Below are 24159 nucleotides of genomic sequence, written 5' to 3'. Positions count from 1 at the left end.
CACATGCTTATTTTAAAGGCTTTTAATGAGAAAATAGAGGTTAGTGAGGACCTTATGAATCTATTTAAAAGTAAAACAAAAAAGAACCTATCTGAAACAAACTCTATCGTCGACATTGAAGCGACTCAGGCCAACCTAGATCTGAAAATTAGTGATGAAAGAAAACTAATTGGAGAGTACGAAGAGATAAATAAATCTCTAAGAAAAGAAGTTGAGCTACAAAAGATTAAGCTTCAAAAAACAGAAGTTGAGTTGAAGAGACTACAAAGCACTCTAACTGATGAGCATGCAGATAAGGAAATTCTTGAAAAAAGAATCGAAAAGATTCAGCAGCTAAATAGTGAACAAGAGGGACACCTAAAGGAATTGTTAGAAGAAAAGCAATTAGTTATAAGCTCTATTGTCCAGCTGAAAAAACAAGTTGAAGAGATTAACAATTCACATCGTTCAAACTTAGATGAATTAGGTCGCATCAGAGTTGAGCTAGGTAATTTAAAAGGTGAAGAACTCTCACTTAAGAATAAGGCTTCTGTTTTAAATGGGGATAAGGCATTTGATTTAGATACACGCTCTCACTTAAAAGTAGAAATAGAAGAAACTAAAAAGAGAATCTCTAAGTTAAGATTAGTAATTGAAGAAGATAATAATACGATTAGAAAATGTGATGCAAATATCGTCGAACTTGAAAATGAAAGACTTAAGTTAGATGCTGAAATTTCTAAGCTTATTGAAAAAACACAAGAAGTTGTCGAAAAAAAGCATAGTGAAAATAAAAAGTTAGAAAAGCTAACGTTAAAAGTTCAAGATGTAAGAAGTGAAAAGCTGAATTTAGAAAAGGACCTCGAGTTACAACTTTTAGATTTAAAGGTTGTTGCTTCAAAACAGGCCAAGCTAAATCAAGATATTATTGCAGTTGAAACATCAATTAAGAAGCTAGAAAGAGAGTCAGAATCACTACGTTCACAAGAGATGAGTGAGCTTGAAATTGTATCTGGACTTGAATCTGAAATCTCTTCAAGAGAGAAGAAAAAGCAGGAGCTATTACAAGATATTCAACTTCTGAAAGTAGAGTCTCAAAATTTTAAAGATAAGATTGAAGAAAACACTATTAAGTCTGAGCAATTAGAAAAACAAATCAGTGAACTTAAAGAAACAGAGAGTATTTCACTTATTGAGATTGATCGTCTCGATAGAGAATATAAGAAAACTAAGAGAGAGCATGATATTGTCTTAGCTCAATCTCTTACACTCGAAAAAAGTGTACAAGACTATCAAAGTGAAGTTGATAGACTCGATTCAAGTGTTGAAGAACTTCTAACAAAGAAGCATAAGGCGATTTTAAATAACGAAAATCGTGAGACAAAAATATCTTCTCTACAAAATCAAATTGATGAGGGAAGTAGTCGCATTAGTGAAATTCGACTTGAAATACAAGATTTAAAAGGCCGTGATGTCGAAGCAAGGCAAACTCTAATTGATCTAGGATTAGAGCAAAAGAATGTTGAGTACCAAAAGCAGGCCCTTCAAGATCAAGCTGAAAACCTAAGAAAGAGTATTGAATTACTAAATAATAAAATTGAAAAGTCGCAAGCTGCATATGAATTATTAAATTCTGATTGTGAGTCTCAAAATAACTTAATCAAGCAATTAGCAGACGATGAAAATGCTTTAAGTGATACTAATAATGAGTTACTTGTGAAGATTGGAAGTCTAAAGGGACGCATCCAAATTGGTGACAATCGTATTGAAGTCAAAGGTCTTGAGATTGAAGAACTTGCTAAAGAGAATCAACGTCTTAACAATATTTCAGAGAGTCTATGTGATAAATTGAATAAGACTGTTCGTATGATCGAATCTTTAGATGCAAAGATTTCAACATTTGAAAGTCAAATTAAGGCACTCGATTTTGAAATCAATACCAACCAGGTTTCTTATGATGAGGCCCTCGTTAAAATTAAGGAAATGGACTCAAAAACCCTTAATCTCAAGGATAAAGTTCTACGTAAGTCGGATGAGCTTAAGAGCATAACTTCTCTTCGTAAGAGATTTGAAAGACTTGCTAATAAAAAGATTTCTTCTGTTGAAAGCATGAAGGTTGAGTTGAGTGAATTGAATGAGGGGATTGAATCTGAATCAAAACTTTATACAGAAACTCTTTCTAGAAAGAGGGAACTTGACGACGAGCTAACTTCTTTAAATCTTGAGGTATCACAAAGACAAGAAAAGTCTAAGAAGCTTCAATCTGAAATTTCTTCTATTGAAGCGATGATAGAAAGTGATGAAAAGACGATTCTACAGTTAGAAGATTCAATTATTAATCAGGGAGAGGTCCTTGAGAGATTAGAAAGTTCTCGATTAAGCTTACTAGAACAACATAAGGATCTAAATAATCAACAAATCGTCAGTAACGAAGAGCTTACTAAGGTTGAGAATGATTGTTATTCTCTTAGAGTCTCACTTGCTGACCTTGAAAAAGAAATCAATGAAATTGAAGCAAATTTAGAGGCCAATATTCTTCGTAAAGTTCAACTCAATGAAGAAGCAAAGAAATTAGAAAGCGATACTAGAATTGCTAAGGCCGATATTGTTAAGTTAAATAATGAAATCGAGCAAAGTGTTAGTGAGTTAAAGGCAGTTGAAGAAACTCATAAAGAGAAGCTTGAACTCTTACAAGTTGAACTTGCTGAAAAGGAGCTCGTTTCTAAAGAGCATCTAACTCGCCAGAATAAACTTTCTGAAGCAAAGAATCTATTAAGCTCTGTTGAAACTGAATTAAATGGAGTTCTTTCAGAAAAAGAACTTCTTAAGACAGGAATTAATAATTCGACGAAATTAAAAGGTGAGCTACTTCTTAGAAAGGATGAATTAGCGCAAGAGATCTCTAGTATGAAAGATGCAAATAGAGAAAGTCGCAATATCCTTTCTGGCCTATCTCTTGAAATCTCTAGCTTAAAAAATGAGTGTAGCCAGCTTGAAATTAGTTATAATGAAGAGTTAGAGAAGTCTAAGTCAATCGTTAGCTCTATTGATATACTAAGAAATCAAGCAAGAGATCTAAAAACGAAGCAAATTAATGAGCAAAAGCAATTAGATACATTAAAGCATAATGTTCAACCTGCTGTTGATGAATTGGCCTATGTGGAAAGACAGGTCGAAGCGGGGACTCTTTTAAATAAATTAGAAGTTGCTCTATCTCGTGTTGAGTTTGATGCAAATCTTCATGCTGAAGATGATGCTCTCATTCTTATTCGCGATGAGAATATCCTATTTAATGTTTCGAACTATCTCGAATCTCTACCATTTGTTTTTTCAAAGATAGACGAGGTTAATATCAATTTAACATCTGAAGAGGCCATCGCTATTGCTGCTCGTGGTGAATTACGTTGTGATACTGAGTTAACGAAAGAACTATTAAGAGACAATGTAAAAGGGAAGTTTAAAAAAGGGCTTCGATTTAAAATTTCTAATGGCCAGATTAAGGTCGAAATTTTAACGAAAGAAAAAAGCCTAGGCGCAAGGGCCTAGGCTTAACACACACTATCGACAATAAGGGATATCATATTTTTTTGTGAATATCTCTTTGTATTCTCTGCCACCACGTCTTCCGTTGCGGCTAACTTCTTTTTTAAGTGCGATCTCCGGAGTTGGATTTTGTCGATATACTGTTTTCACCATTCGACAATTTCTATCCTTTCTTCCGTAGCAAACCTTTTCTTCTTTTTCTACTTCAAGAGGATAAGAAAGGATTTCTGAACCAACGATAATATCCTTGTAGCGTTCACTCTCTTTACTTCCCCCAAGCCAAACTCTTTTATATACTGGATATTCAGAAATTGATTGGATCTTGTCATTATTAATACAGACATCAAATACAGAAATATTTCTTCCAACAAAGGCAATATCGCCATATAGATTAAGATCGTAGTTCTTCTTCACATACTTTCTAATCGTCTTCCAGTCGTACTGCTTTAATTCTGTGAGATCATCGACACCACCGACAATTCCACCAGTACCGGCATCAACGCCACCATTATTTCTCGTTAATGCACTAATCCCACCTGTTCCTGCGATCGTGTTTAATGCAAATCCAAGAAATAAAATTGCAATTATTGATTTCATTATAAAACCTTATTCCTTTCTCATTGTGTCAGTGGCCATGAATGTGAATGTTTTAATATCACCTAACATGCCTTCTTTTTTAGTTACTTCAATCTTTTTGTAAAATGCTTCTTGGTCAATTTTAAGCCATGCTCGATAGCCTTCTGGACTTAGTCCTTCTGCATAGAATGCAATTAGGTTTTTTTCGGCCAGATCAACATCTTGAGTTTTTACATATTTTTCAACTAAGTTAAGTCCAAGTCTTTTGACAAGTTTTGGAGAAAACTCAATTTGTTTGTCACCAGTTGTGTACATATTTGTCTTAGTTAGCTTAAGTACGCCAAGATCTAGCATGCGATCAGCAGTTTCTGCTCCACTCATTCCATAACGATATTGAATATATTCATTCGTAATAGGGGACATTGAAGCAAGACAGTAAATCTCTGCAAAAACCTTATCGTAGAACATTTCCTTATTAGCTTCTTCGCAATATTCAAGATTTCCAGCTGTTGAAACAGGAGATTTCTTTTGAATTTCACTTGCTACTTTTTCAGGAAGGTTCTTTAAAAGGAGGCCACCATTTGGGCTATCAATTAAGCAAGTATATAGTCTTACAAGAGTTTGATAACCTGGCCTATTTTCTTGAGCTAATAGACGCTTTAGCGTTCTTTGGTGAATACCGGACTTTTCTGAAAGCTTACGAAGACCAATAGATTCACTTCTAAATTGCTTTAGATGTGATCTTAAATCTAGAGCAACTTGCTCCTTGAGTCCTAGTGAAGGAATGGCCTTCTCTTGCAACTCATTGATTATATTGGAGTTTTCTTCTCTCATTGTGCCTCAGTAGTTTTGGCGATCTTACCACTTTTCATAATTTTATTCATTTAAGCAGTAAAAATTACAAAGGCCGAAGCAGTGCCTCGGCCATTCGTTTATTAAAGCAAGCGCCCCTTAGGGAAAGGCGCTTACCTAGGCCCTAGCTTATAATTAGTTACAAGCTGGGATTTCGAAAGTTTTTGCGAAAAGTTCAACTTTTTTGTCATCTTTGTCACGACCAGCAACACGAGTGATCTTTGAAACAGTGATATCTCTAACAACTGGTTGAGTTTCCATTTTTGTTACTGTTCTACAGTTTCTGTCTTCTTTACCAAAACAGATTTTTCTTGTTACTTCTCTTGAGATAGGGAATGTTAGGTACTCATAACCAACTACGATATCTTCGTATCTGTCACCTTCTTTGCTTCCACCGATCCACTTTCTTTCGTAGATTGGGTATTGACCTAGAGTATTGAAGTTGTCACCATCAACACATACGTCAAATGCAGTAACGATACGACCAACAAATACTGAGTATCCTGAAGAGATTTCTAGGCTTGGGTTAGCTTTAACTTCAGCTCTGATTGTATCCCATGAATCGTTTGCAGATAGTGCAAAAGATGAAACGCTTAGTAGTGCAGCAGCAAGTGCGATAATTTTTTTCATAATTTCCTCCAAATTGTTTGTTATCAAAAAATTGATTTATCAATTTCAATATTTTTTAAGTTGTTTTGATGAAATGAAATTAATTTGATTGATATGAGGTGACAAATTTTTGCAAGTAGATAGGTTTTTTTGTTCGACATTGTCCATTTTAATGGGATTTGTCATGACAAATGGACAAATACATTGAGGTTTATCAATCTCTCATAAAACAAGAAGGGCCGCTAATGCGGCCCTCTTATTTATTTAATCTGAATTTTATTGGCAGTATGGAATGATATATTCCTTTCTGAAATAGTCTTGTTCGACCTCTCTTGGTCGATCGCTATTTGGCTTATAAACAACGACTTTCTTAACTTTTACGTTTTTAATTGTCTCTGTTGATACATCTTTCTTAACTTCACGGCAGCGCTTCCCATGGTTATTACATACCTTGTCGCGAGTTGTGTAGTTAATCGGATAGCTTAAGTATTCGTTTCCGATTAAAACATCTTTATATCCGTCTTCATCAGTTCCGAAGTGTGTTTTTCCAACGTACATTCGTTTATACTTAGGAAACTTTCTTGTTGTTCTTAATGTGTCGCCATCAATACAAGTATCAAAAACGCTTACTGGTCTTGAAACAAAAACTGTACGACCCTCAAGTTTAACGTCGTTATTTCTCTTAGCTACATCGAGAATTTTTTGCCAAGAGGTTTGAGGCCCAAGCTTCGAGAAGTCGTCTTTAGTTGGCTTAGGGCCACCTGAAACGCCTCCAACTCCCGCATAAATTGAAAGAGTCGAAACTATAGCGATTAATTTCTTTATCTTATTCTTCATTTTATTTCTCATTCAAAGTGTCCGTTACCATAAAGGTAAAGGCCCTCTTTGTTCCTTTTGATTTGTCTTCATTTGCTATTGCAATTTTTTCTTCAAATGCTTTTGCATCTACTTGTAGCCAGCGGTCATAGGCTTCTTCACTTAGACCTTCAGCAAAAAAGGCGATGATATTTTCACCATATGACTCAGCATTTTGTACCTTACTATATTTTTCAACAAGTGATAGGCCCAGACGTTTTAAGGTCTTAGCACTAAAATTAGCTTGGTTCTCTCCAAGGGTATAGTGACCACTTTTCGTGACTCTAAGGGCCTTCATTTCAATCATCTTTTCCACAGTTAGCATGCCACTCATTCCGTAACGATATTGGATTAATTCGTTCGTTATAGGTGCACAGGCCGCTAGGATGTAAATCTCTGCAAAGGTACGATCGTAGCTCATCTGAGTTTCGATATCTTGATGATATTGTATCTTTTCTGAGATCTTATTTGGATTGCACTTCTTTATTTCATTTCGAATGACTTCTGGGACAAGTTCTAGGAGTAGAGACTCGTTACTTGTATTAAAAATGACTCGATAGATTTTATAAAGTGTTTGATATGTAGGCTTATTCTCTTTGGCCAGGATTCGATAAAGTGTTCTTTCACTAACTCCTGTTTTCTCAGATAAAAGTCTTACCCCAATTTTTACGCTCTTATACTCATCTAGCTTTTTTGCTAGGTCTAAGCTTACTTGCTCAATCGGCCCGAGGGGTGTTTGAGATAGTTGGGGAGTGTTCATTTTATCCATAGATGGCTTGAATAGCATGAGTAGATGCCGTTATCTACTCATACTATAAAAAGTATAGCTTAAGTACCTTAGGGAAATACTTAAGCTATTGAATTTATTAGTTACAAGCTGGGATTACGTATTCTTTCTTGAAAAGAGTCTTTTCAATTGTACGATCGTTCTTACCAACGTTTCTTCTAACAACTTCTTTTACAGATACGTTCTTAACTAGGTCTTGGTTAACTGTATAAGCAACTCTTTTACAGTTTTTGTCTTGGCTGTTACATACTTGCTTGTATGAAGTATAAGTAGTTGGGAAAGAAAGGATTTCGTAACCAACGATTACTGATGCATATCCATCTTCGTCAGCTTCTGGGTGAGTCTTTCCTACTTTTACGATTTCGTAGATTGGGAATTCTCTAGTAGTAACAAATTGGTCACCATCTAGACATACGTCAAATGAGCTTACTGGACGACCAACAAATACAGTTGTTCCAGAAAGTGATAGATCGTAATCAGCAGCAACTTCAGCTTTGATTGTGTCCCATGAGTCGTTTGCAGATAGTGCAAAAGATGAAACGCTTAGTAGTGCAGCAGCAAGTGCGATAATTTTTTTCATAAATTCCTCCGGTTTATTAGACATTCAGTTTTAGTTTGAAGCCTTTATTTAATTAAGTTGTTTTGATGTAGAGGTTATATTTTTGACGAAAGAAGATGTCTAAAAAACACAAAGGATATTTATTTTTTCTGTGACAACGGCAGTAGAGTGGAGGATTCTAGCTGTCATCGAGGTAAAGATGACAGTAGAAAAAGAAAAGGCCGAGCATAAACTCGGCCTCAACTTTTATATGTACTTGATATTAGTTACAAGCTGGGATTTCGAATGACTTAGCGAAAAGTACTTCTACTTTGTCATCGTGATCACGTCCACCACGACGAGTAACTTCTGAAACCGTGATATCTCTAACAACTGGTTGAGTTTCCATTTCTGTTACAGTTTTACAGTTTCTGTCTTCTTTACCGTGACAGACTTTTCTTGTTACTTCTCTTGAGATTGGGAAAGTTAGTGTTTCGTAACCAACAACGATATCTTCGTATCTGTCACCATCACGGCTTCCACCGATCCACTTTCTTTCGTAGATTGGGTATTGGCTAAGAGTTACAAAGTTTTCACCTTCAACACATACATCAAATGCTGAAACGATACGTCCAACGAATACAGAGTAACCAGAAGTGATTTGAAGCTTGTGATTAGCTTTAACTTCAGCTCTGATTGTATCCCATGAATCGTTTGCAGATAGTGCAAAAGATGAAACGCTTAGTAGTACAGCAGCAAGTGCGATAATTTTTTTCATAAATTCCTCCGGTTTGTTTTGTTATCAAAAATTGATTTATCAATTTCTATATTTTTTAGTTGTTTTGATGAGGAAAAATTAATCTAGTTGAAATAGGCCGTAAATTTTTTCTCTGTTTGAGTGCTAATTCGTTCGACATTGTCCAATTGTGACAAGTTCTTCAGGACAAATTGGTTTGAAACGAGACAAATGGATTGTATTGAGAGTCTTAATTAATAAAAGTATTATTAATACAGAGTAATATTGAAGAATTAATTTTAACGAAGTTGATTTTAAAGAAGGTAGACTTTAGACAAAAAAAAAGAACTCTTTAGAGTTCCGATTTTTTTTCTTTTGAATGTGTACCACAAAAAAAGTGGTGGGCGATGACAGGATCGAACTGCCGACATCTACCTTGTAAGGGTAGCGCTCTCCCAGCTGAGCTAATCGCCCTCCGATTTGAAGTGGAGTTAGAATAAGGATTTCACTCTCACTTGTCAATACTATTTTTAAAAAAAGTTTAATTTTTTTTAAACAACAAGGCCTCTAAATAAGAGGCCTTTATACTTGATTAAATTTTTGGATTTTCTTTTCTGATGTATCCAACAGCATTGTGGCTGTGAAGACTTTCTAAGTGCTCAACCTTAGCTTGCCAGTCTAGAATCTCTTCAGCAGAGTTTAAAACCTCTGAGATACGTCTTGTTGAGTGCTCAACGAACATTGGGTTATCACCATTAAGAATAGCGAATGCCTGCTCATCAAGTCTCTTAACTAGAGATTGAGTTTCTGTTGGAAGAGCAATTCTCATAAGATCAACTAGATCTTCAAGATGGAAATTAGACTCTGCCTTATAAGTTGCAGTGATTGTTGCAACAGATCTTTGAGAGTGAGCAGAAGCAATACCACTTCCTTCAGTTGTCTCTCCATTTCTATACTGCTCTTCGTACTGCTTCGACATTGAAAGAGAACATGGACAAGTTGATGAGTATTCGTATTCCATTGTTAGGTTGATTAGAGGAATACCATCACGTCCTTCAACACCTTCCATTGATACTTTATAGTATTGCCATCCCCAGTTTCCTGACTTTAGTGACTGTTGTTTAACAGGGTAGTTAAAGTCTAGAGTTAGGTGGGCCTGTGGAATTAGTGGCTCAGTATCGTAATCACGAAGATCCGTACGGTATCTTCTTAGTACTGTTGCAAAGAATTGATTGTTAACATTCTTTTCTAGTCCTTCGGCCTGAAGGATATTACAGAAGCGAGACATATTTGCACCTGTCTTGTGTGCTTCTAAGAATACGAACATAGAAGCTTGTGCATCTGTTGATCTAACAGTTCCGTCTCTGTGTTCAAAATTTAAAGGGATGCGAAATCTTTCAATACCAACTTTTGGAATGGCGATATGAACTTCATTAGCTGTCTTTTGAAAGTCATTTAAACCTGTTTCATCTTTGATTTGGCAATTAAGGATATCTTCGCGGCTATTTCTAAGTGCTTCAATATTTTTCATGTGAGTCCTTTTGTTCCTTATACAGAGGTAGGTGTGGTCCAACCCTTGGTTTCATTAATAATAGCACGTTTTAACGTGTTCAAGGACTTTTGGCAAACGAACTCCGTAGTAATTATAAGGCTATACAGTATTTGTATAGGTTCTTTATGAACGTAAGTTACTGATTTCTTGGAAATAACCTCATTTAATAAGCTTATTTTTTCTAAATAAGGTAAAATAGAATATGACGAGGAGCTTGATATGAAGGAAAGATCCCTAAGAGTCGAAAATTTCATCAGGTATTTTGGTGAGATTGAGGACGTCAAAAAACAGATTGAGTGTTGCCCGAAATGCGGGGCCAAGTTCACTGTGACTCATTTGGCCGATCACGACAACCTCTATATCCATGAAGAGGTGACTTGTGAGAACTGCACCTATGGAACAGAGGAAACACTCCACATACTGAACTAATTTAATTAAGGAAGATTAAGTGAAGTACACATTAATTATTGCTGTCATCGCCAGCCTTACGGTTGGTTTTTTTGTTGGAAAATCTCAAACACCAAATCCTGAAATTCAAATTAAAGAAGTCGAAGTTATCAAAGAAAAGAAAGTTGAAGTAATTAAGGAAGTTCCTGTTGTGGATAAAGCCGGGGATGAAGCCTTGGCACAGGCCTTTACTTTATTCTTAGCGGCACTAGGACTTGAAAAAATAAAAGTAGATAAAGACGAAGTAAATGAAATTATGAAAGATCCGTCTGACTTCATTGCTCGTAATTTGATAAAAGAGAAACTTGCGAAAAAAGTACAAAGTGATGAGGATGCCGAATCTCGTTGGAAGAAGCGACAAGAGAGACAAACTCAGAATAGAGAAGAAAAGCGAAAGATTAATGAGAATAAGCGATTCTTAAGTTTCCCTCCTATAAAGGAGCCTACTGTTTTCTTGGCAAAATCAAAAGTCATTAATGATGCAAAAGAGTTTAATAAACTTAATGGATCATATTCAGGTGTCATCCACTTCTTTGACGGTAAGTATAAAGGTCAAAAGCATCGCTTGGTATTAAATGTCGATTACTTTGCCTCTGATGATGGGAAGGGGACTGATGGGCAGTCGGAAATTCTCTTATATGACGAGAACGGAAAGAATTACTCTCACTCACGTGGAACTGGTGGAAATCGAAACTTCCTGCAAGGTGAAGATGGGTCATTCGTTGTGAAAATTGTCGACAATTCTTTTCTTCACTTTGTGACAAAGTATGGAATGAAGAATGCTAATTACTATGACGATGGAAAGCTTGTAGGAAGTGCTAAGCTTTTTGAGAATTAAAATGAGTAGTCCTCTTCTAATTATCATATCTGGCCTTCCTGCATCAGGTAAGACGACTATTTCAATTGAACTCGCAAAGGAGTTCTCATTGCCATTGATAGGAAAAGATACAATCAAAGAAAGCCTATTTGATAGCTTAGGTGTTAAGGATAGAGCATGGTCAAGAGAGCTTGGAAAAGCAAGTTATCCAATTCTATATTCTTTTATTGAAGCACAACTTAAGGCCTCTAAAAGCTTGCTCGTGGAGAGTAACTTCTCGAATAAATTTGATTCTCCAATATTAAGAGACTTTATTTCCAAATATAATGCAAAAGTGCTTACTATCTATTGTGAGTGTGATGGCAACGTCTTATTTGAACGTTTTAGGACAAGGGCCTTGTCTGGGAAAAGACACCCAGGGCATCAGGACCATTTGAATTTTGATGAGTTTAAGGTCTCACTCTCAAAAGGCAAAATTGAAAAGTTAGATCTAAATTGTAAGAGCGTTATCGTGAATACGACAAATTTTGATAACCTTGATCTACAAGAAGTGAAGGTGATTATCAAAGGGGTACTTTCTTAAGTTGTTGAAATTGCGAAGTGTTGATGTGGCCATCAGAAAATAAGTGAATTACGAACAGGATTTATGATAATATTCATAAGGTGGGACGAAGTTGCAGCTTCGCCCCCAAAGATCACTTTGACCAACTCAAAATTAGAATCACAAATTCTAAAACGAGTATGATTAAAGTAATCACCCTTATGAAGTCCTCCATAACTTCTCCTTTTCTACAAGAGAGCTTCCTTCGTTGGAAGCAGAGAAATAGGTGGACTTCATCTTTATAATTAAAGTAATTTTTCTATGTAATTAAATGACGAAAAAATTGATGTTTTATTTCTTGAATGAAATGAACGTAAGACTATTACTTACGTTCACTATAGCGATCAACCAAGAAGTCTGCATGATCACGTGTTAGGTAGGTAAAGCGCATAAGCTCTTCCATCACATCGACGACACGGTCGCGAAAACTTGATTCCTTCATTGAACCGTCTTCTTCAAATTCTTGATAGGCCTTGGCCACTGAAGATTGATTTGGAATTGTTATCATGCGCATCCAGCGTCCAAGGACTCGCATGCTATTAACTGCATTAAAACTTTGAGAGCCTCCGCTGACTTGCATAACTGCAAGCGTTCTTCCTTGAGTTGGGCGAACAGCACCGATTGAAAGAGGAATCCAATCAATTTGAGTTTTAAGTAGCCCAGACATATTTCCGTGAAGCTCAGGGGATGTCCAAACTTGCCCTTCTGACCATAGGCTTAGCTCTCTTAGCTCCTTTACTTTTGGATGCTTTACAGAACGATCGTAGTCATATGTCGGTAGGCCATCGGGATTGAAGAACTTAACTTCTGCTCCCATATGCTCAAGAATACGGCCAGCTTCTTCAGCTAGAAGTCTTGAGTATGAGCGCTCTCTTAATGATCCGTAGAGCATAAGAATTCTTGGCCTATGCTCTGATGGCTTTGTCTGTTGCGTTTTTAAATTGAATTTTTCGCTTTCTAAATATTTCATTAGTATCTCCACCTATTTGCAATTTTAACAAGACTTAGCATGACAGGAACTTCAATAAGAACACCCACCACCGTTGTTAGGGCCGCACCTGAGTTAAGACCAAAAAGAGCAATGGCAACGGCCACGGCAAGCTCAAAGAAGTTACTGGCGCCAATCATTGAACCAGGTGATAAAATATTATGTGGTAAGCACATCTTGCGACCAATTCCCCAGCTAACAAAGAAGATGAAGTAAGTTTGTATTGTTAGAGGAATTGCTATTAGTAGGATATGTAGTGGATTAGCTAAAATCTTCTCCCCTTGGAAGGCAAAGAGAAGAACAAGAGTTGTAAGAAGGGCCACGATTGAAATTGGCTTTAGTCTTGCCATAAAGACTTCACTAAACCATTTCATTCCAAATTTTTTAATTAAGACTTTATTTGCGATATAGCCTGCAATAAGTGGGATCACCACAAAGATGACAACGGAGCTTATAAGAGTGTCGTATGGGATCGAAATACTTGTTACGCCTAGTAAGAACTGAACAATAGGGATGAAGGCCACAAGGAGAATTAAGTCATTGATGGCCACTTGAACAAGTGTGTACTCCGGATCACCCTTTGTAAGATATGACCAAACAAAGACCATCGCCGTACAAGGTGCCGCTCCCAAAAGAATGGCGCCTGCGATATATTCTTGTGCGAGCTCTGGACTTAAGTAGGCAGCGTAAATCTTTGAGAAGAATAACCAAGCAAAGAAGGCCATGGTAAAAGGCTTAATAAGCCAATTGATGATAACAGTAAGGCTTAGGCCTTTTGGGTTCTTTCCAACATCTGCGATGGAATTAAAGTCGATTTGTACCATCATCGGAAAAATCATAAGCCACACAAGAATTGCAACAGGGATATTGACCGTTGCTATATTCATCTCACTTATAACAGTGATTGATGTTCCAAGAACCTTGCCTAAAACGATTCCAGCTACAATACAGATTGTGACCCAAAGACTTAAATAGCGCTCAAAAAATCCCATCTTATAATCTCTCTTCTAAGTTAGTTACCATTAACTTTATTTCATCACGTACTCGGCGATAGACTTGAAGAATTTCTTCTTCGTCATTAAGGTCTTTTGTGAGGCGAGGAGGATCATCAAAACCAATGTGAATGATCTTGCCACCTGGAAAGTAGGGACAATTCTCATTGGCATCAGAACAAACTGTGATGACAATATCTATTTGGGCATCAATTTCGTCTGTCGTATTTGATTCATGATTTGAAATATCGACGCCTGCTTCTTTCATCACTTTGATGGCATAAGGATTGAGGCCATGCTTCTTTGTCCCGGCCGAATAGAAGTTATACTTGTCGCCTTTTAAGGCCTTGCCCCAGCCCTCGGCCATTTGGGAACGACAAGAATTACCAGTGCATAGAAAGAGGATATTCTTTTTCATTTTCTTTCCTTCTTTGTAAGGAAGCAGTCAAGAATGGGACAATCACTTAGAGGCTGACTTTCATCAACACAGCAAGTGGCGAGACCCTCAAGAGACTTCTTCATTTTTTTTAGGTCTTTTATTTTTTCGTTAATTTCATTAATTTTGGCTTCTGTTCTTGATAGGACGTCACTGCACTTAGCGTGATTTTTTATCTTAAGGTCTAAGAGTTCTTTTGTTTCACTAAGTGTGAATCCTAACTCTTGTGATCTTTTAATAAACTTGATTCTAGTGATGTACTCATTAGGGTAGTGCCTAAAGGCTCCTTGCTTTTTAGGTTGGACGAGAATCCCTTTTCGTTCATAAAATCGAATCGTTTCAAGATTAACCCCAGAGGTATCGGCCAATTTTCCAATCGTTAGTTTTTCATTCATGCTCATAATATACACTCTGTACCATGGTACGGAGTCAAGGAGGTAGTGATAAATTGTTAAGATTTGGTTGAAAGTCTGGTACGACGATACTTTTGGCACTATCAAGAACTTAGACAATAAAAATAATAATATTCACCCAAATTCCAAAGAAATGTCTATATTCATCTTGGAAACTTAAAAATAATATCGAATTGGAAAAGAATTCAAATAAAAATATAAAAAAAGACAGATTTAATTTTCTAAGTAACTGAAAGTGCCAAAAGTATCGACGTACCGATTAGAAATTAAGTGAATTATTAATAGGATTTATGCTAAAATTCATAAGGTGGGACGAAGCTGTCACTTCGCCCCCAAAGATTACTTTGACCAACTTAAAATTAGAACAACAAATTCTAATATAAGTATGATCAAAGTTATCACCCTTATGAAGTCCTCCATGACCTCTCCTTAGGTAAGGGTCTCCTTCTTTGGAGACAAAGAGATATAGTAGGACTTCATCTTTTTAGTCGATTTAAATACTAATTAAAATTCTTAAAGCGTACGAGAAAGTGAATATTTCACTTATTTAAAGTGATTTTTATTTGAGGATTAATCTCACTGAGTTTTGAAAGAAATTGTTCGCGTCGCTCCGGAGAGATGACTATCGATTTCTTATGGCATTCGATTTTTATTCGATCAAGAGATAGTGCTGGTGCAGAAAGAAAGGTTCTCGTTTTCGAAACTTTCTTTATGGTGCTAATTGGTAGATGAGTTTTTAGAAAGAGGTTTGAAACGATTAATGTGTCTTTCGTTATTTCATAGTAAATACTGACATAGAGAAAGATAAGTATGCACATATAAAACAAGAGAAAGTAAATCTCGCTCCAATTAATAGTGTAGGAAGCAAGGAATACTGAAGTAAGACGAAAGATTGAACTCATCACTGGTAAGAGTAAAATAAGTGACGTTAGAGTATCGAGCTTACTTCGATAGCGCATTCTACTTTCCTCGCACAATCGGTTTGGCCTGAACCTTAATGGCCTTACCGTGATCCATGGCAACTTGTCCGCTGACAATTGTATAAGTCGGTGTTCCTTGAACTTCCATTCCATCAAATGGAGTCCAGCCAACTTTGGATGCTTGGTCTGCGTTTTTAATAGTAAAGCGCTTGTTCATATCAAGGATTGTTAAGTCGGCATCAATTCCTTCTTGAATAAATCCTTTATTAAGCTTGAAAAGCTTGGCCGGGTTTTCTGCTAGATATTTAACAATATCTTCTAGTGTCAATCGACCTGCTTCAACGTGAGTTAGCATTACTGGCAGCATCGTTTGCACTCCTGGCATTCCCGAAGGAGATGCTGGATATGGTTGATCCTTTTCTTCAAGAGTGTGAGGGGCGTGATCACTTCCAAAGACATCAATCACACCAGCTTTTAAACCTTCCCAAAGTCCATTTGTGTGATCCTTTGTGCGGATTGGTGGATTCATTTGCGCAAGTGTTCCGATCTTGTCATAGATATCTGGAGCAAAGAGAGTCAGGTGCTGAGGAGTGACCTCGATTGTACAATGCTCTTTTTGATCCTTTAAAAATTCGATTTCATCTTTTGTTGTCAGGTGAAGGATGTGAACCTTGCGCCCTGCTTTTTTTGCCACCTCGATAATCATCTTTGTCGACTCAAGGGCCGTCTGAGCATCACGCCATTTATAATGTGCGTGTACATCTCCATTGGCATTATCTCTAATGGCAACATTGGCATGAAGCCTTTCCTCACTCTCGCTATGCACTGAAATATGGCAGTCTAAGGTCTTGAAGATCTCAACTAATTTGTCAGTATCGTATAAGAGTAGATCGCCAGTAGAACTTCCAAGAAAGATCTTAACTCCCGAGCATCCAACCATATCTTGTGACTTCACAAGCTCATCTAAATTCTTTCCACTTGCTCCAATAAAGAAGCCAAAATTTGCATATGAAGTTTCCTTAGCAATATCAACTTTAACTTGGGTTGCCTCAACACTTGTTGTTGCTGGCTTTGTATTTGGCATTTCAAAGAAGGTGCAGATTCCGCCAAGCACTGCTGCTTTAGAGCCGTGGGCAATGTCTTCTTTGTGAGTTAACCCAGGTTCGCGAAAGTGGACCTGTGAGTCGATAAGCCCTGGCAAAATATCGAGTCCCTGTGCGTCAATGACTTTCCCAGCATTATTTAACTCATCATCATTAAATTTAGCTAATTTTACTATCTTAGCGTCCTTTATTCCGATATCTTCTTGCCAGCTTTTTTGTGAAGAGTGTAGAGTGCCGTTTTTGATGATTAGGTCGAAATTCATGACAGTTTTCCCTTTTTCGGTTATTCTATCTGCATAAAAAAATAGAGGAGTTGATAGTGTCACTAGTAGTTTACAATACTTTAACAAAGAAGAAAGAAACTTTTACGCCATTAGAAGAAGGCAAAGTTAAGCTTTATCTTTGTGGCCCAACAGTTTATGGACCGCTTCATATTGGAAATTTCCGTGGACCTATCTTTTTTAACTTCGCAAGAAATTGGATGGAGCATATCGGTTACGATGTAAACTTCGTTTATAATTACACTGATGTTGATGACAAGATCATTAATAAGGCCAATGAAGAGGGTGTTGATTCACTTGAAATTTCTGAGCGCTATATTAAATATTTCCAAGAAGACTTTGGCCGCTTAGGACTTCGTCCACATACGCATAATCCAAAAGTAACAGACTTTATTCCTGAGATTATTGAATACGTTCAAGGTATTATTGATAATGGTATGGCCTATGTTGTTGATGGTGAAGTTTTCTATGAAACGACAAAGCTTGATTCATATGGAGAGTTGTCGGGAGTAAATCTAGACGAACTTAATTCGGGAGAGCGAGTCGAAGTTGACGAGCGCAAAAAAGATCCAAAGGACTTTGTTCTTTGGAAGCCTGCCAAAGCAGGTGAGCCGTCTTGGGATTCTCCATGGGGCAAAGGTCGTCCAGGCTGGCACATTGAGTGTTCTGCTATGATTAAGTCGATTCTTGGAAAATCAATTGATATTCACGGTGGTGGAATTGATTTAATTTTCCCACACCATGAAAACGAAATTGCTCAAGGTGTAGGATGTAATTCTTGTAAATACGTAAACTACTGGATGCATAATAACTTCATCAATATGAGTGGAGAGAAGATGAGTAAGTCCCTTGGGAATATCATCACTGCTCGTGCCTTCATGGATGAGTACCACCCAGAGATTTTAAAATATATCATGCTTTCAACTCACTACCGTTCAATGCTTGATGTGACTGATGAAAAAATTGATCAGGCCTTTGGTGGAGCGATTCGTGTTTACCGCGCCCTTCAAGTTGCAAAACATGCAGCTACTTTTGAAACAAATGAGAGTGCGAAAGTTAACAAGAAGCTTGCTGAAGATTTTAAGCGCCTTGACGCTAAAATTGAGAAAGCATGTAATGATGATTTCAATACAAGTGAGATGATGTCTGCCATTTATGAAGCAGTAAAAACATTCAATACATTAAATCTTGAGAAGAAAGCAAAAGATGTAAACTCAGCTCCAACGGCAATTGCATTCACTGAATGGATTGCTAAGTATGGAAAGATGAGTGCTCTTTTTGCCATGGACCCAGAACAATTCTTATCTGAGATCAAAGAAGTTCAAGTCAGAAGAAAGGGCATTGCTCTTGAAAAAGTTAATGAACTTCTAGCAAAGCGTGCCGATGCACGTGCTTCTAAAGATTGGGATGCAGCGGATGCGGCACGTGACGAATTAAACGCTCTAGGAATTGACTTCCAAGAAAGCGGTGACGAAGTGACGTGGTCAGTTCGTGTCTAATGGCCGAACACCAATTGTAATTGTTTCTTAAAAGACCTTTATATTCTCTCCTTGTGGTAATTTTATTTATATACGCAATTAACACGAGGAGAGATTTTCATGAAAAATCTAGTAATTTCAACAGCTTTAGTACTTTTGTCATCAAGCTCGATGGCCCAAATTAATTCTAAGCAATTTGTGGACTGCTTTGTTAAGGCCACAAATGAAGTGATTGCTGACCTTCACGTAAATGGATCTAAGAGTAAGAAGAAGAGGCTTTGCAAAGAGCTTTCACAAGAGATGGTTGATCGCCTAATCGAAAAATTCACAGTAATTGAAGGTGGAGAACTTAAGTACTACTCAGCAGATAGTATGGGTAAAGAGCGTATGATCGATATTTACGACTATATCAAAGATGATATGAGCTGTTATGGAGACGCTGTCGAAGGGCAGGGTGGTTCTCTAATTGGTGCTCTTGCGAATTCATTTGCTTATAATAAGAATTTAAAGCTAACTGATATGGCCCTTGATAAAATGGCCGGCCAAGATCTTTGGGACAAAGCATTTAGTCCAAGCATTTACAAAAATTTGAATGATTTAGACCTATCATATTGCAAGTAAGCTTAAGCTTTACTTGGCACAAATAGAGGAAGCAAATACAATACTAGAATGAATCGTTTTATCCTACTATTGAGCTTCCTCTTTTGTTTTCAACCTTTCGCAAAACAAGTCAGTACTGCCCTTGTCGTAAGTGGTGGTGTCTCCCTTGGCTCTTATGAGGGCGGATTTTTAAGTTACCTAACTGAATTTGAAAAATTAAACTACCAAGCTCAGCGTACTCCGCAAATTTATGCAGGAGCATCGGCCGGTAGTATGAATGCTCTGATTACTTTTCTTGAGGCCGGGAGAGTTCACGGGGGAGAGCATATTGTCAAAGATTCTCTCTTTTGGCGACTGTGGGTCCCTTTGGGAATCGATCGCTTAGCTGATGATAAGCAAATGTCGATGACGAATTTCTTATCAAAAAAACCAATTCAGGCAATGTACCAAGATGCACGTCAAATTTGGAATGAAGGATTACGAGATGATATCGACATTGTTTTTGGGATCACTCTAACTCAAAAGAAACCTGAGATTATTGAGGTTTATAAGGGTGGTAGAAAGTTTCCTCAAATGCTAAATGAGGCCATCTTTCGCATTCGTGGACGTGGTGAAGGGAAGCCTCCTATTATTGAAAATTATCCGATTGCCACTAATTCCACGAGACAAATTTACTTACCGTTTACTAAGAATCAAAATGATAATTTAACGAAACTACTACAAGTTATTGAAGCATCTGGGGCCTTCCCATTGGCCTTTAAACCTGTTGATATTGAGTATTGTAAGTATGAAGACTTTAAAAGAAAAAAGTCTTGTCCAAAGAAGTCGATAACGAAGAGGACTTTTATTGATGGTGGAATGTTCAATAATATTCCATTAACAATCGTTAATAAAGTATCTAGGCACAGAGTCGCTAAGGATAATTTACTTCTTATTATTGATCCAAGTGATGAACACTTACTTTATGAAACACGAGAATTTCAAGGTAATGGTAAAGAAGTTGCAAAATACGTTCTCGATATTTTTGACAGTTTCATTGGTACGGCCCGTTCTCGTGAAACGATCGCATTTTATGAATCACCAAGCTTCTCTAATTCCATGAGTTCAACGGTCTCTCTGCCATTGGCCTCTTCTCCTATGTACGCTTTCTTTGGTTTCTTTGAAGAAGATTTTAGACGTTATGATTTCTTAGTCGGTTATGCTGATTCCAAAAAGTTTACAAGTGACTATATAGCAAAGAATCACTCTGGGCAAAAATTTAAGATGCCAACTCGAATACAATTTGATCAAGATGAAGCCTGTATTGTGGATGTTGTTGAATCAAAGGATTTTGATCATATTTGTCTTGATAAATTGAATATGAACTTAAAGACAATTCTTAGGGTCTCTGTTGCAAAGGTTATTGAAAATTGTGAGCAAGGACTAGAGCTAAAACTATGTCATAGAAAAGAGTCGTTAAAAAAGAGTCGCTTATTTGAAAGTCGTTATGAAGAATTTAAATTCAAAGAAAATGAGAATGTTACTCAATACACTTTAAGAAAGCTAAAGGATGAAAGTTTTCTTTTTAATGAACTACATAAGACAGAAAAGAGGATTAATCGAAGTGATGCTCCTTATTTAGTGATAAACAAACTTCATACTTCAATCGAGTCCTATACTGACAAGTTAAATGCTACGGAGAAATTTGTCGCGAAACTTGGATCAAAAGCATACCTCGATTCGATTTATTATATTCCTTATGATTCATACTTCTCAATTGACTTGGGGACACTTGCTGAAATTTCATATTCTCATGCAATTGATGACTATTCTCGTGAAATAAAGAGTTGGCGTTGGAGTGTAGGGTTTATGTTAAATTCTGTTATGGACTTCCAAGAATCTAAGGATGATGACAATGTCTTTATTCCAAATATTGGAATCGAGAAAACGATGCTTAGCTGGTCTGATGAAGTTTTACAGGTTTCATTAGGGCTACGTGGTGGTTATATGTTTTCAAGTGCCGATAAGTATGGCTCAACTAATTGTGAGACAACACGTGCAAATTTTAAGGCCTGCTCTGGAGTCTATGGCCAATTCTATCCACTTTTTACAATATATGAAAAAGTACGAATTAAGCCATTCGTGCACTATATTCACGCAAATGAGAATAAAGAATTTGGAACAGGTCTAGAGCTTGGACTTAACCTTTAGTCACAGGCTTATAAAGAACTAAGATAATCCCAACAATAATAAGTGGGATACTTAGGATTTGTCCCATATTAAGGGCCATACCTTGTTCAAATGCCACTTGGTTTTCTTTAAAGAATTCCACAAAGAAGCGCCAAGAGAATCCTCCAATAAAGATAATTCCTAGGAAGCGTCCAGATTGCCATTTATTGTGAAACTTCGAATAGAGGTAGTACACAAGTCCAGAAATGGCAAAGAAGCCGAGTGCTTCATAGAGCTGAGTAGGGTGGCGAGCAATATTATCTGCGCGAACAAATTTAAACGCCCATGGAAGATTTGTTGGGTGTCCAAAGATCTCAGAGTTCATGAGATTTCCAAGTCTAATAAATCCACCAGTCATAAGGGCCGGGGCCGCAACGAGATCAAGAAGCCACATCAGAGGAACATCTTTAACTCTTTTCTTGAAGGCATAAATAGAAACAATTACACCAAGAAAGCCCCCGTGGCTTGCTAGTCCACCTTTCCATACATAGAGAATCTCAAGTGGATTACTTAAGTAATAGCCTGGCTCATAAAAGAGACAGTGACCTAAACGTGCGCCTACAACACAGCCTACGATCATATAATTTAAAAGTGAGCTAACTTCGTCTGTCGTAAAGTTTTTTTCTTTAATAAGATAGCGGCGACAATAGCGCTCACCAATAAAGAAACCAACGATAAACATTAGTGAATAATAACGAACAGCGATCGGTCCGATTCTAAAAATTTCTGGATCAACATTCCATGTAATCATATACTTATTGTATGATGATAGTGTAGGTTTTACACTTACTTTTTATTTTAAATTCTTATGCAAGACGTTAATACACTAAACGCTCAACATTATTGCCAAGTCGCGGTTGATTATCCAAAACTTCCAAGTGTTCTTACATATAAGACCTTAGGAGAGGAAATTCCTGTTGGTACCCTCGTGGAAGTCCCTCTCGGTCGAAGAAAGGCCAAGGGTGTTGTTGTGCCGTTTACGATCTCGCAAAAGGAATTAGAAGAGACAATAACTAAGTACAAGTTAAAACCAATCAATGAAGTCCTAGCTCCTGAGTTTGCTTTATCAGAGAGTGAAATGAAGCTCTACGATTGGATGTCTCGCTACTACCACTATAATTTAGGACGTCTTGCTTGGGATTGTTTACCGAAAATTTTAAAACGCCCACGAGAAGTTGAAACTCAGTTTGGTGATAACCAAGACTTTGAACACGAGCTATCGCCATTACAAAAACCGGTTTATGAAAGTATCAATGCAAAACTAGATCTTGGTTTTGATCGCTTTCTCGTTCATGGTGTTACTGGCTCCGGTAAAACTTTAATCTATCTTCACTTGATTAAGAATGTCTTAAAGAAAGGAAAGAGTGTTCTCTTCCTACTTCCTGAAATTAACTTAACGCCTCAGTTTATGGAGACGTTTAAAAAATATTTAGACTGCCCAATTCTTCCTTACCACTCTGGAGTAACACCTTCTCACAAGAATGCTATTTGGAAGTTCTTAAAAAAATCAGATCGACCAGTTCTTTTAATGGGAGTGCGTTCAAGTGTTTTCCTACCTGTTGAAAATCTAGGTCTTGTTATAGTTGATGAAGAGCACGATAGCTCATTTAAGCAAACAGATCGCTGTCCTTATAATGGGCGTGATGTTGCCATTAAGAAAGCACAGCTTTTTAATGCTCCAGTTGTTCTTGGAAGTGCAACACCTTCGCTTGAAAACTACTATACTTTTTCAAAGCTTAAGCCAGAGAATTACTTCTCGCTTGAAAAAAGGGTTGCCGGTGGTTTTCCAGATATTGAGTTATTAGACTCACGCTCACACGGTGCTAAGAAAGATATAGATGCATTATCAATTTGGCCTTTTGAAAAGAAGTCAATTGATATGATTAGTGAAGCCTTAGATCGAAAAGAGCAAGTACTGGTTTTTGTAAACCGTCTTGGTTTTTCTAACTATCTCCAATGCCGTGGTTGTGGTTATAAATTTGAAGATCCAAATACAGGTGTTCCTCTAAGATATTTTAAGAATAAAAATATTCTTTCAAGTTCACATTCTGATTATCAAATCCCACGACCTGAGATTTGTCCTGAGTGTGGCAATATGAATCTTCTGCAAAAAGGTTTTGGAACAGAAAGATTACAAGAAGTCTTACAAGACTTTTTTCCGACTAAGAAAATTGAAAGATTTGATCGCGATGAGATTACAAATCTTGAGAAGCTAGAAGATAAGCTTGGCCGCTTTCACAAAGGTGAGATTGATGTCTTTGTAGGGACTCAAATGCTTTCAAAGGGCCATAACTTTAAGAAAGTAAACCTAGTTCTGATCTTGGGAACAGATTCAATGTTAAATTTTCCTGACTTTAGGGCCATGGAAAAAGCTTATCAGATGATTGTCCAGATTCTAGGACGAGCGGGACGCTATTCAAATCACGCTAAGGTTGCGATTCAAACGATGCTTCCTGATAATACAATGTTTGACTTTATCAAATCACATAGCTTTTCTGGCTTTTATGATTTTGAGTTAACAACACGTGAGTTTGGACTTTTTCCTCCTTATACGAAGATGGCCAATATTCATGTTTCAGGTAGAGATCGTGACAAGATCATTGCGAATCTCTCTAGCGAAATCCACAAGCTACGTGGCCTTATGGATCAACTTGGCATCGATGGCCAGGTCTGGGGCCCAACTCCTGCCATGATTGAAAGACGTGCGAATATGTTCACGTGGAGTATGTCTTTGATGTGTAAGAATGGGGGAGAGCTCAATCAGGTCTTGCAGATTTTTCGCGCCCAAAATAAGATCGACTATTCTTTCTCCGTAAAGATCGATGTCGACCCAATGGATACTTAATTT

At 37.1% G+C, this 24159-nt stretch carries 23 protein-coding genes and 1 tRNA gene; 8 read left to right on the top strand and 16 right to left on the bottom strand.

Annotated features, from left to right (window positions below):
• The first annotated feature begins 3 nt into the window (after positions 1–3).
• Positions 4–3525, top strand: a complete 3522-nt coding sequence (locus ABMA72_RS05775) for a hypothetical protein (protein WP_393056464.1) — start codon at positions 4–6, stop codon at positions 3523–3525.
• A 12-nt stretch (positions 3526–3537) separates the two neighbouring features.
• On the opposite strand, the gene ABMA72_RS05770 is transcribed toward ABMA72_RS05775, so the two are convergent.
• The 9 genes from ABMA72_RS05770 to folE2 all read right to left on the bottom strand — a co-directional run bounded on the left by ABMA72_RS05770 (position 3538) and on the right by folE2 (position 10006).
• Complete coding sequence (locus ABMA72_RS05770; RefSeq protein ID WP_392856960.1) at positions 3538–4119, bottom strand: hypothetical protein; 582 nt, start codon at positions 4117–4119, stop codon at positions 3538–3540.
• A gap of 9 nt (positions 4120–4128) precedes the next feature.
• Positions 4129–4932, bottom strand: a complete 804-nt coding sequence (locus ABMA72_RS05765) for a hypothetical protein (RefSeq protein ID WP_392856958.1) — start codon at positions 4930–4932, stop codon at positions 4129–4131.
• 153 nt (positions 4933–5085) lie between these two features.
• On the bottom strand, positions 5086–5580 hold the full coding sequence (locus tag ABMA72_RS05760) for a hypothetical protein (protein ID WP_392856956.1): 495 nt from the start codon (positions 5578–5580) through the stop codon (positions 5086–5088).
• A 255-nt stretch (positions 5581–5835) separates the two neighbouring features.
• Complete coding sequence (locus ABMA72_RS05755) at positions 5836–6396, bottom strand: hypothetical protein (protein WP_392856955.1); 561 nt, start codon at positions 6394–6396, stop codon at positions 5836–5838.
• A 1-nt stretch (position 6397) separates the two neighbouring features.
• Complete coding sequence (locus ABMA72_RS05750; protein WP_392856953.1) at positions 6398–7183, bottom strand: helix-turn-helix domain-containing protein; 786 nt, start codon at positions 7181–7183, stop codon at positions 6398–6400.
• A gap of 97 nt (positions 7184–7280) precedes the next feature.
• Complete coding sequence (locus ABMA72_RS05745; RefSeq protein WP_393056462.1) at positions 7281–7781, bottom strand: hypothetical protein; 501 nt, start codon at positions 7779–7781, stop codon at positions 7281–7283.
• 241 nt (positions 7782–8022) lie between these two features.
• Complete coding sequence (locus ABMA72_RS05740) at positions 8023–8517, bottom strand: hypothetical protein (protein WP_393056460.1); 495 nt, start codon at positions 8515–8517, stop codon at positions 8023–8025.
• Positions 8518–8873: 356 nt separating this feature from the next.
• Positions 8874–8949: transfer RNA gene (locus ABMA72_RS05735), tRNA-Val, on the bottom strand.
• A 118-nt stretch (positions 8950–9067) separates the two neighbouring features.
• Positions 9068–10006: a GTP cyclohydrolase FolE2 gene (gene folE2 / locus ABMA72_RS05730; protein WP_021265930.1), complete on the bottom strand. Its 939-nt coding sequence runs from the start codon at positions 10004–10006 to the stop codon at positions 9068–9070.
• Between the two features lie 240 nt (positions 10007–10246).
• Between folE2 and ABMA72_RS05725 the strand changes: the two genes are divergently transcribed.
• From ABMA72_RS05725 to ABMA72_RS05715, 3 genes are read left to right on the top strand one after another with little or no spacing between them, the layout of a single operon-like run.
• Positions 10247–10456, top strand: coding sequence for a hypothetical protein (locus tag ABMA72_RS05725; protein ID WP_021266029.1), 210 nt, complete (start codon positions 10247–10249; stop codon positions 10454–10456).
• 19 nt (positions 10457–10475) lie between these two features.
• Positions 10476–11312 carry a hypothetical protein gene (locus tag ABMA72_RS05720; protein ID WP_393056458.1) on the top strand — a complete coding sequence of 279 codons (837 nt, stop codon included), beginning with the start codon at positions 10476–10478 and terminating at the stop codon, positions 11310–11312.
• Between the two features lies 1 nt (position 11313).
• A complete protein-coding gene (locus ABMA72_RS05715; RefSeq protein WP_393056456.1) occupies positions 11314–11874 on the top strand; it encodes an AAA family ATPase in 561 nt (186 codons plus the stop codon).
• A 340-nt stretch (positions 11875–12214) separates the two neighbouring features.
• On the opposite strand, the gene arsH is transcribed toward ABMA72_RS05715, so the two are convergent.
• The 6 genes from arsH to ABMA72_RS05685 form a co-directional block, all read right to left on the bottom strand.
• A complete protein-coding gene (gene arsH, locus ABMA72_RS05710; protein ID WP_393056454.1) occupies positions 12215–12862 on the bottom strand; it encodes an arsenical resistance protein ArsH in 648 nt (215 codons plus the stop codon).
• Positions 12862–13872: an ACR3 family arsenite efflux transporter gene (gene arsB, locus ABMA72_RS05705; protein WP_393056452.1), complete on the bottom strand. Its 1011-nt coding sequence runs from the start codon at positions 13870–13872 to the stop codon at positions 12862–12864. Before arsB ends, arsH begins: the two co-directional genes overlap by 1 nt.
• Position 13873: 1 nt before the next feature.
• Positions 13874–14290, bottom strand: coding sequence for an arsenate reductase ArsC (locus tag ABMA72_RS05700; protein WP_393056450.1), 417 nt, complete (start codon positions 14288–14290; stop codon positions 13874–13876).
• A complete protein-coding gene (locus ABMA72_RS05695; protein ID WP_393056448.1) occupies positions 14287–14703 on the bottom strand; it encodes a MerR family DNA-binding protein in 417 nt (138 codons plus the stop codon). Before ABMA72_RS05695 ends, ABMA72_RS05700 begins: the two co-directional genes overlap by 4 nt.
• A 557-nt stretch (positions 14704–15260) precedes the next feature.
• Positions 15261–15680: a PH domain-containing protein gene (locus ABMA72_RS05690; RefSeq protein ID WP_393056446.1), complete on the bottom strand. Its 420-nt coding sequence runs from the start codon at positions 15678–15680 to the stop codon at positions 15261–15263.
• Position 15681: 1 nt separating this feature from the next.
• Positions 15682–17007, bottom strand: coding sequence for a dihydroorotase (locus ABMA72_RS05685; RefSeq protein ID WP_393056444.1), 1326 nt, complete (start codon positions 17005–17007; stop codon positions 15682–15684).
• Between the two features lie 56 nt (positions 17008–17063).
• On the opposite strand from ABMA72_RS05685, the gene cysS reads away from it, so the two are divergent.
• The 3 genes from cysS (at position 17064) to ABMA72_RS05670 (ending at position 21293) form a co-directional block, all read left to right on the top strand.
• Positions 17064–18524, top strand: a complete 1461-nt coding sequence (gene cysS, locus ABMA72_RS05680; RefSeq protein ID WP_392856927.1) for a cysteine--tRNA ligase — start codon at positions 17064–17066, stop codon at positions 18522–18524.
• Positions 18525–18623: 99 nt separating this feature from the next.
• Complete coding sequence (locus ABMA72_RS05675; protein WP_392856925.1) at positions 18624–19124, top strand: hypothetical protein; 501 nt, start codon at positions 18624–18626, stop codon at positions 19122–19124.
• A 48-nt stretch (positions 19125–19172) separates the two neighbouring features.
• Complete coding sequence (locus tag ABMA72_RS05670; protein WP_393056442.1) at positions 19173–21293, top strand: patatin-like phospholipase family protein; 2121 nt, start codon at positions 19173–19175, stop codon at positions 21291–21293.
• Here the strand turns inward: ABMA72_RS05670 and lgt are convergent.
• Entirely contained in the window at positions 21283–22062 is a 780-nt protein-coding gene (gene lgt, locus ABMA72_RS05665) for a prolipoprotein diacylglyceryl transferase (protein ID WP_392856921.1), read from the bottom strand. The genes ABMA72_RS05670 and lgt overlap by 11 nt on opposite strands.
• A 57-nt stretch (positions 22063–22119) precedes the next feature.
• On the opposite strand from lgt, the gene priA reads away from it, so the two are divergent.
• Positions 22120–24156 (top strand): primosomal protein N', encoded by a 2037-nt coding sequence (gene priA / locus ABMA72_RS05660; RefSeq protein WP_393056440.1) that lies wholly within the window; start codon positions 22120–22122, stop codon positions 24154–24156.
• Positions 24157–24159 lie beyond the last annotated feature (3 nt).

It is taken from the genome of Halobacteriovorax sp. CON-3, from assembly GCF_043196995.1.
Taxonomy (GTDB): Bacteria; Bdellovibrionota; Bacteriovoracia; order Bacteriovoracales; family Bacteriovoracaceae; genus Halobacteriovorax_A.
This window is presented reverse-complemented; position numbering and strand designations above follow the sequence as displayed.

Coding starts and splice junctions, on each gene's coding strand:
- ABMA72_RS05685 (WP_393056444.1), bottom strand. CDS start 17,007: ATGAATTTCGACCTAATCATCAAAAACGGCACTCTACACTCTTCACAA.
- ABMA72_RS05750 (WP_392856953.1), bottom strand. CDS start 7,183: ATGGATAAAATGAACACTCCCCAACTATCTCAAACACCCCTCGGGCCG.
- ABMA72_RS05745 (WP_393056462.1), bottom strand. CDS start 7,781: ATGAAAAAAATTATCGCACTTGCTGCTGCACTACTAAGCGTTTCATCT.
- ABMA72_RS05675 (WP_392856925.1), top strand. CDS start 18,624: ATGAAAAATCTAGTAATTTCAACAGCTTTAGTACTTTTGTCATCAAGC.
- ABMA72_RS05760 (WP_392856956.1), bottom strand. CDS start 5,580: ATGAAAAAAATTATCGCACTTGCTGCTGCACTACTAAGCGTTTCATCT.
- ABMA72_RS05670 (WP_393056442.1), top strand. CDS start 19,173: ATGAATCGTTTTATCCTACTATTGAGCTTCCTCTTTTGTTTTCAACCT.
- ABMA72_RS05690 (WP_393056446.1), bottom strand. CDS start 15,680: ATGCGCTATCGAAGTAAGCTCGATACTCTAACGTCACTTATTTTACTC.
- ABMA72_RS05725 (WP_021266029.1), top strand. CDS start 10,247: ATGAAGGAAAGATCCCTAAGAGTCGAAAATTTCATCAGGTATTTTGGT.
- ABMA72_RS05770 (WP_392856960.1), bottom strand. CDS start 4,119: ATGAAATCAATAATTGCAATTTTATTTCTTGGATTTGCATTAAACACG.
- priA (WP_393056440.1), top strand. CDS start 22,120: ATGCAAGACGTTAATACACTAAACGCTCAACATTATTGCCAAGTCGCG.
- ABMA72_RS05715 (WP_393056456.1), top strand. CDS start 11,314: ATGAGTAGTCCTCTTCTAATTATCATATCTGGCCTTCCTGCATCAGGT.
- ABMA72_RS05740 (WP_393056460.1), bottom strand. CDS start 8,517: ATGAAAAAAATTATCGCACTTGCTGCTGTACTACTAAGCGTTTCATCT.
- lgt (WP_392856921.1), bottom strand. CDS start 22,062: ATGATTACATGGAATGTTGATCCAGAAATTTTTAGAATCGGACCGATC.
- arsB (WP_393056452.1), bottom strand. CDS start 13,872: ATGGGATTTTTTGAGCGCTATTTAAGTCTTTGGGTCACAATCTGTATT.
- ABMA72_RS05755 (WP_392856955.1), bottom strand. CDS start 6,396: ATGAAGAATAAGATAAAGAAATTAATCGCTATAGTTTCGACTCTTTCA.
- ABMA72_RS05695 (WP_393056448.1), bottom strand. CDS start 14,703: ATGAATGAAAAACTAACGATTGGAAAATTGGCCGATACCTCTGGGGTT.
- folE2 (WP_021265930.1), bottom strand. CDS start 10,006: ATGAAAAATATTGAAGCACTTAGAAATAGCCGCGAAGATATCCTTAAT.
- arsH (WP_393056454.1), bottom strand. CDS start 12,862: ATGAAATATTTAGAAAGCGAAAAATTCAATTTAAAAACGCAACAGACA.
- ABMA72_RS05765 (WP_392856958.1), bottom strand. CDS start 4,932: ATGAGAGAAGAAAACTCCAATATAATCAATGAGTTGCAAGAGAAGGCC.
- ABMA72_RS05775 (WP_393056464.1), top strand. CDS start 4: ATGCTTATTTTAAAGGCTTTTAATGAGAAAATAGAGGTTAGTGAGGAC.
- ABMA72_RS05700 (WP_393056450.1), bottom strand. CDS start 14,290: ATGAAAAAGAATATCCTCTTTCTATGCACTGGTAATTCTTGTCGTTCC.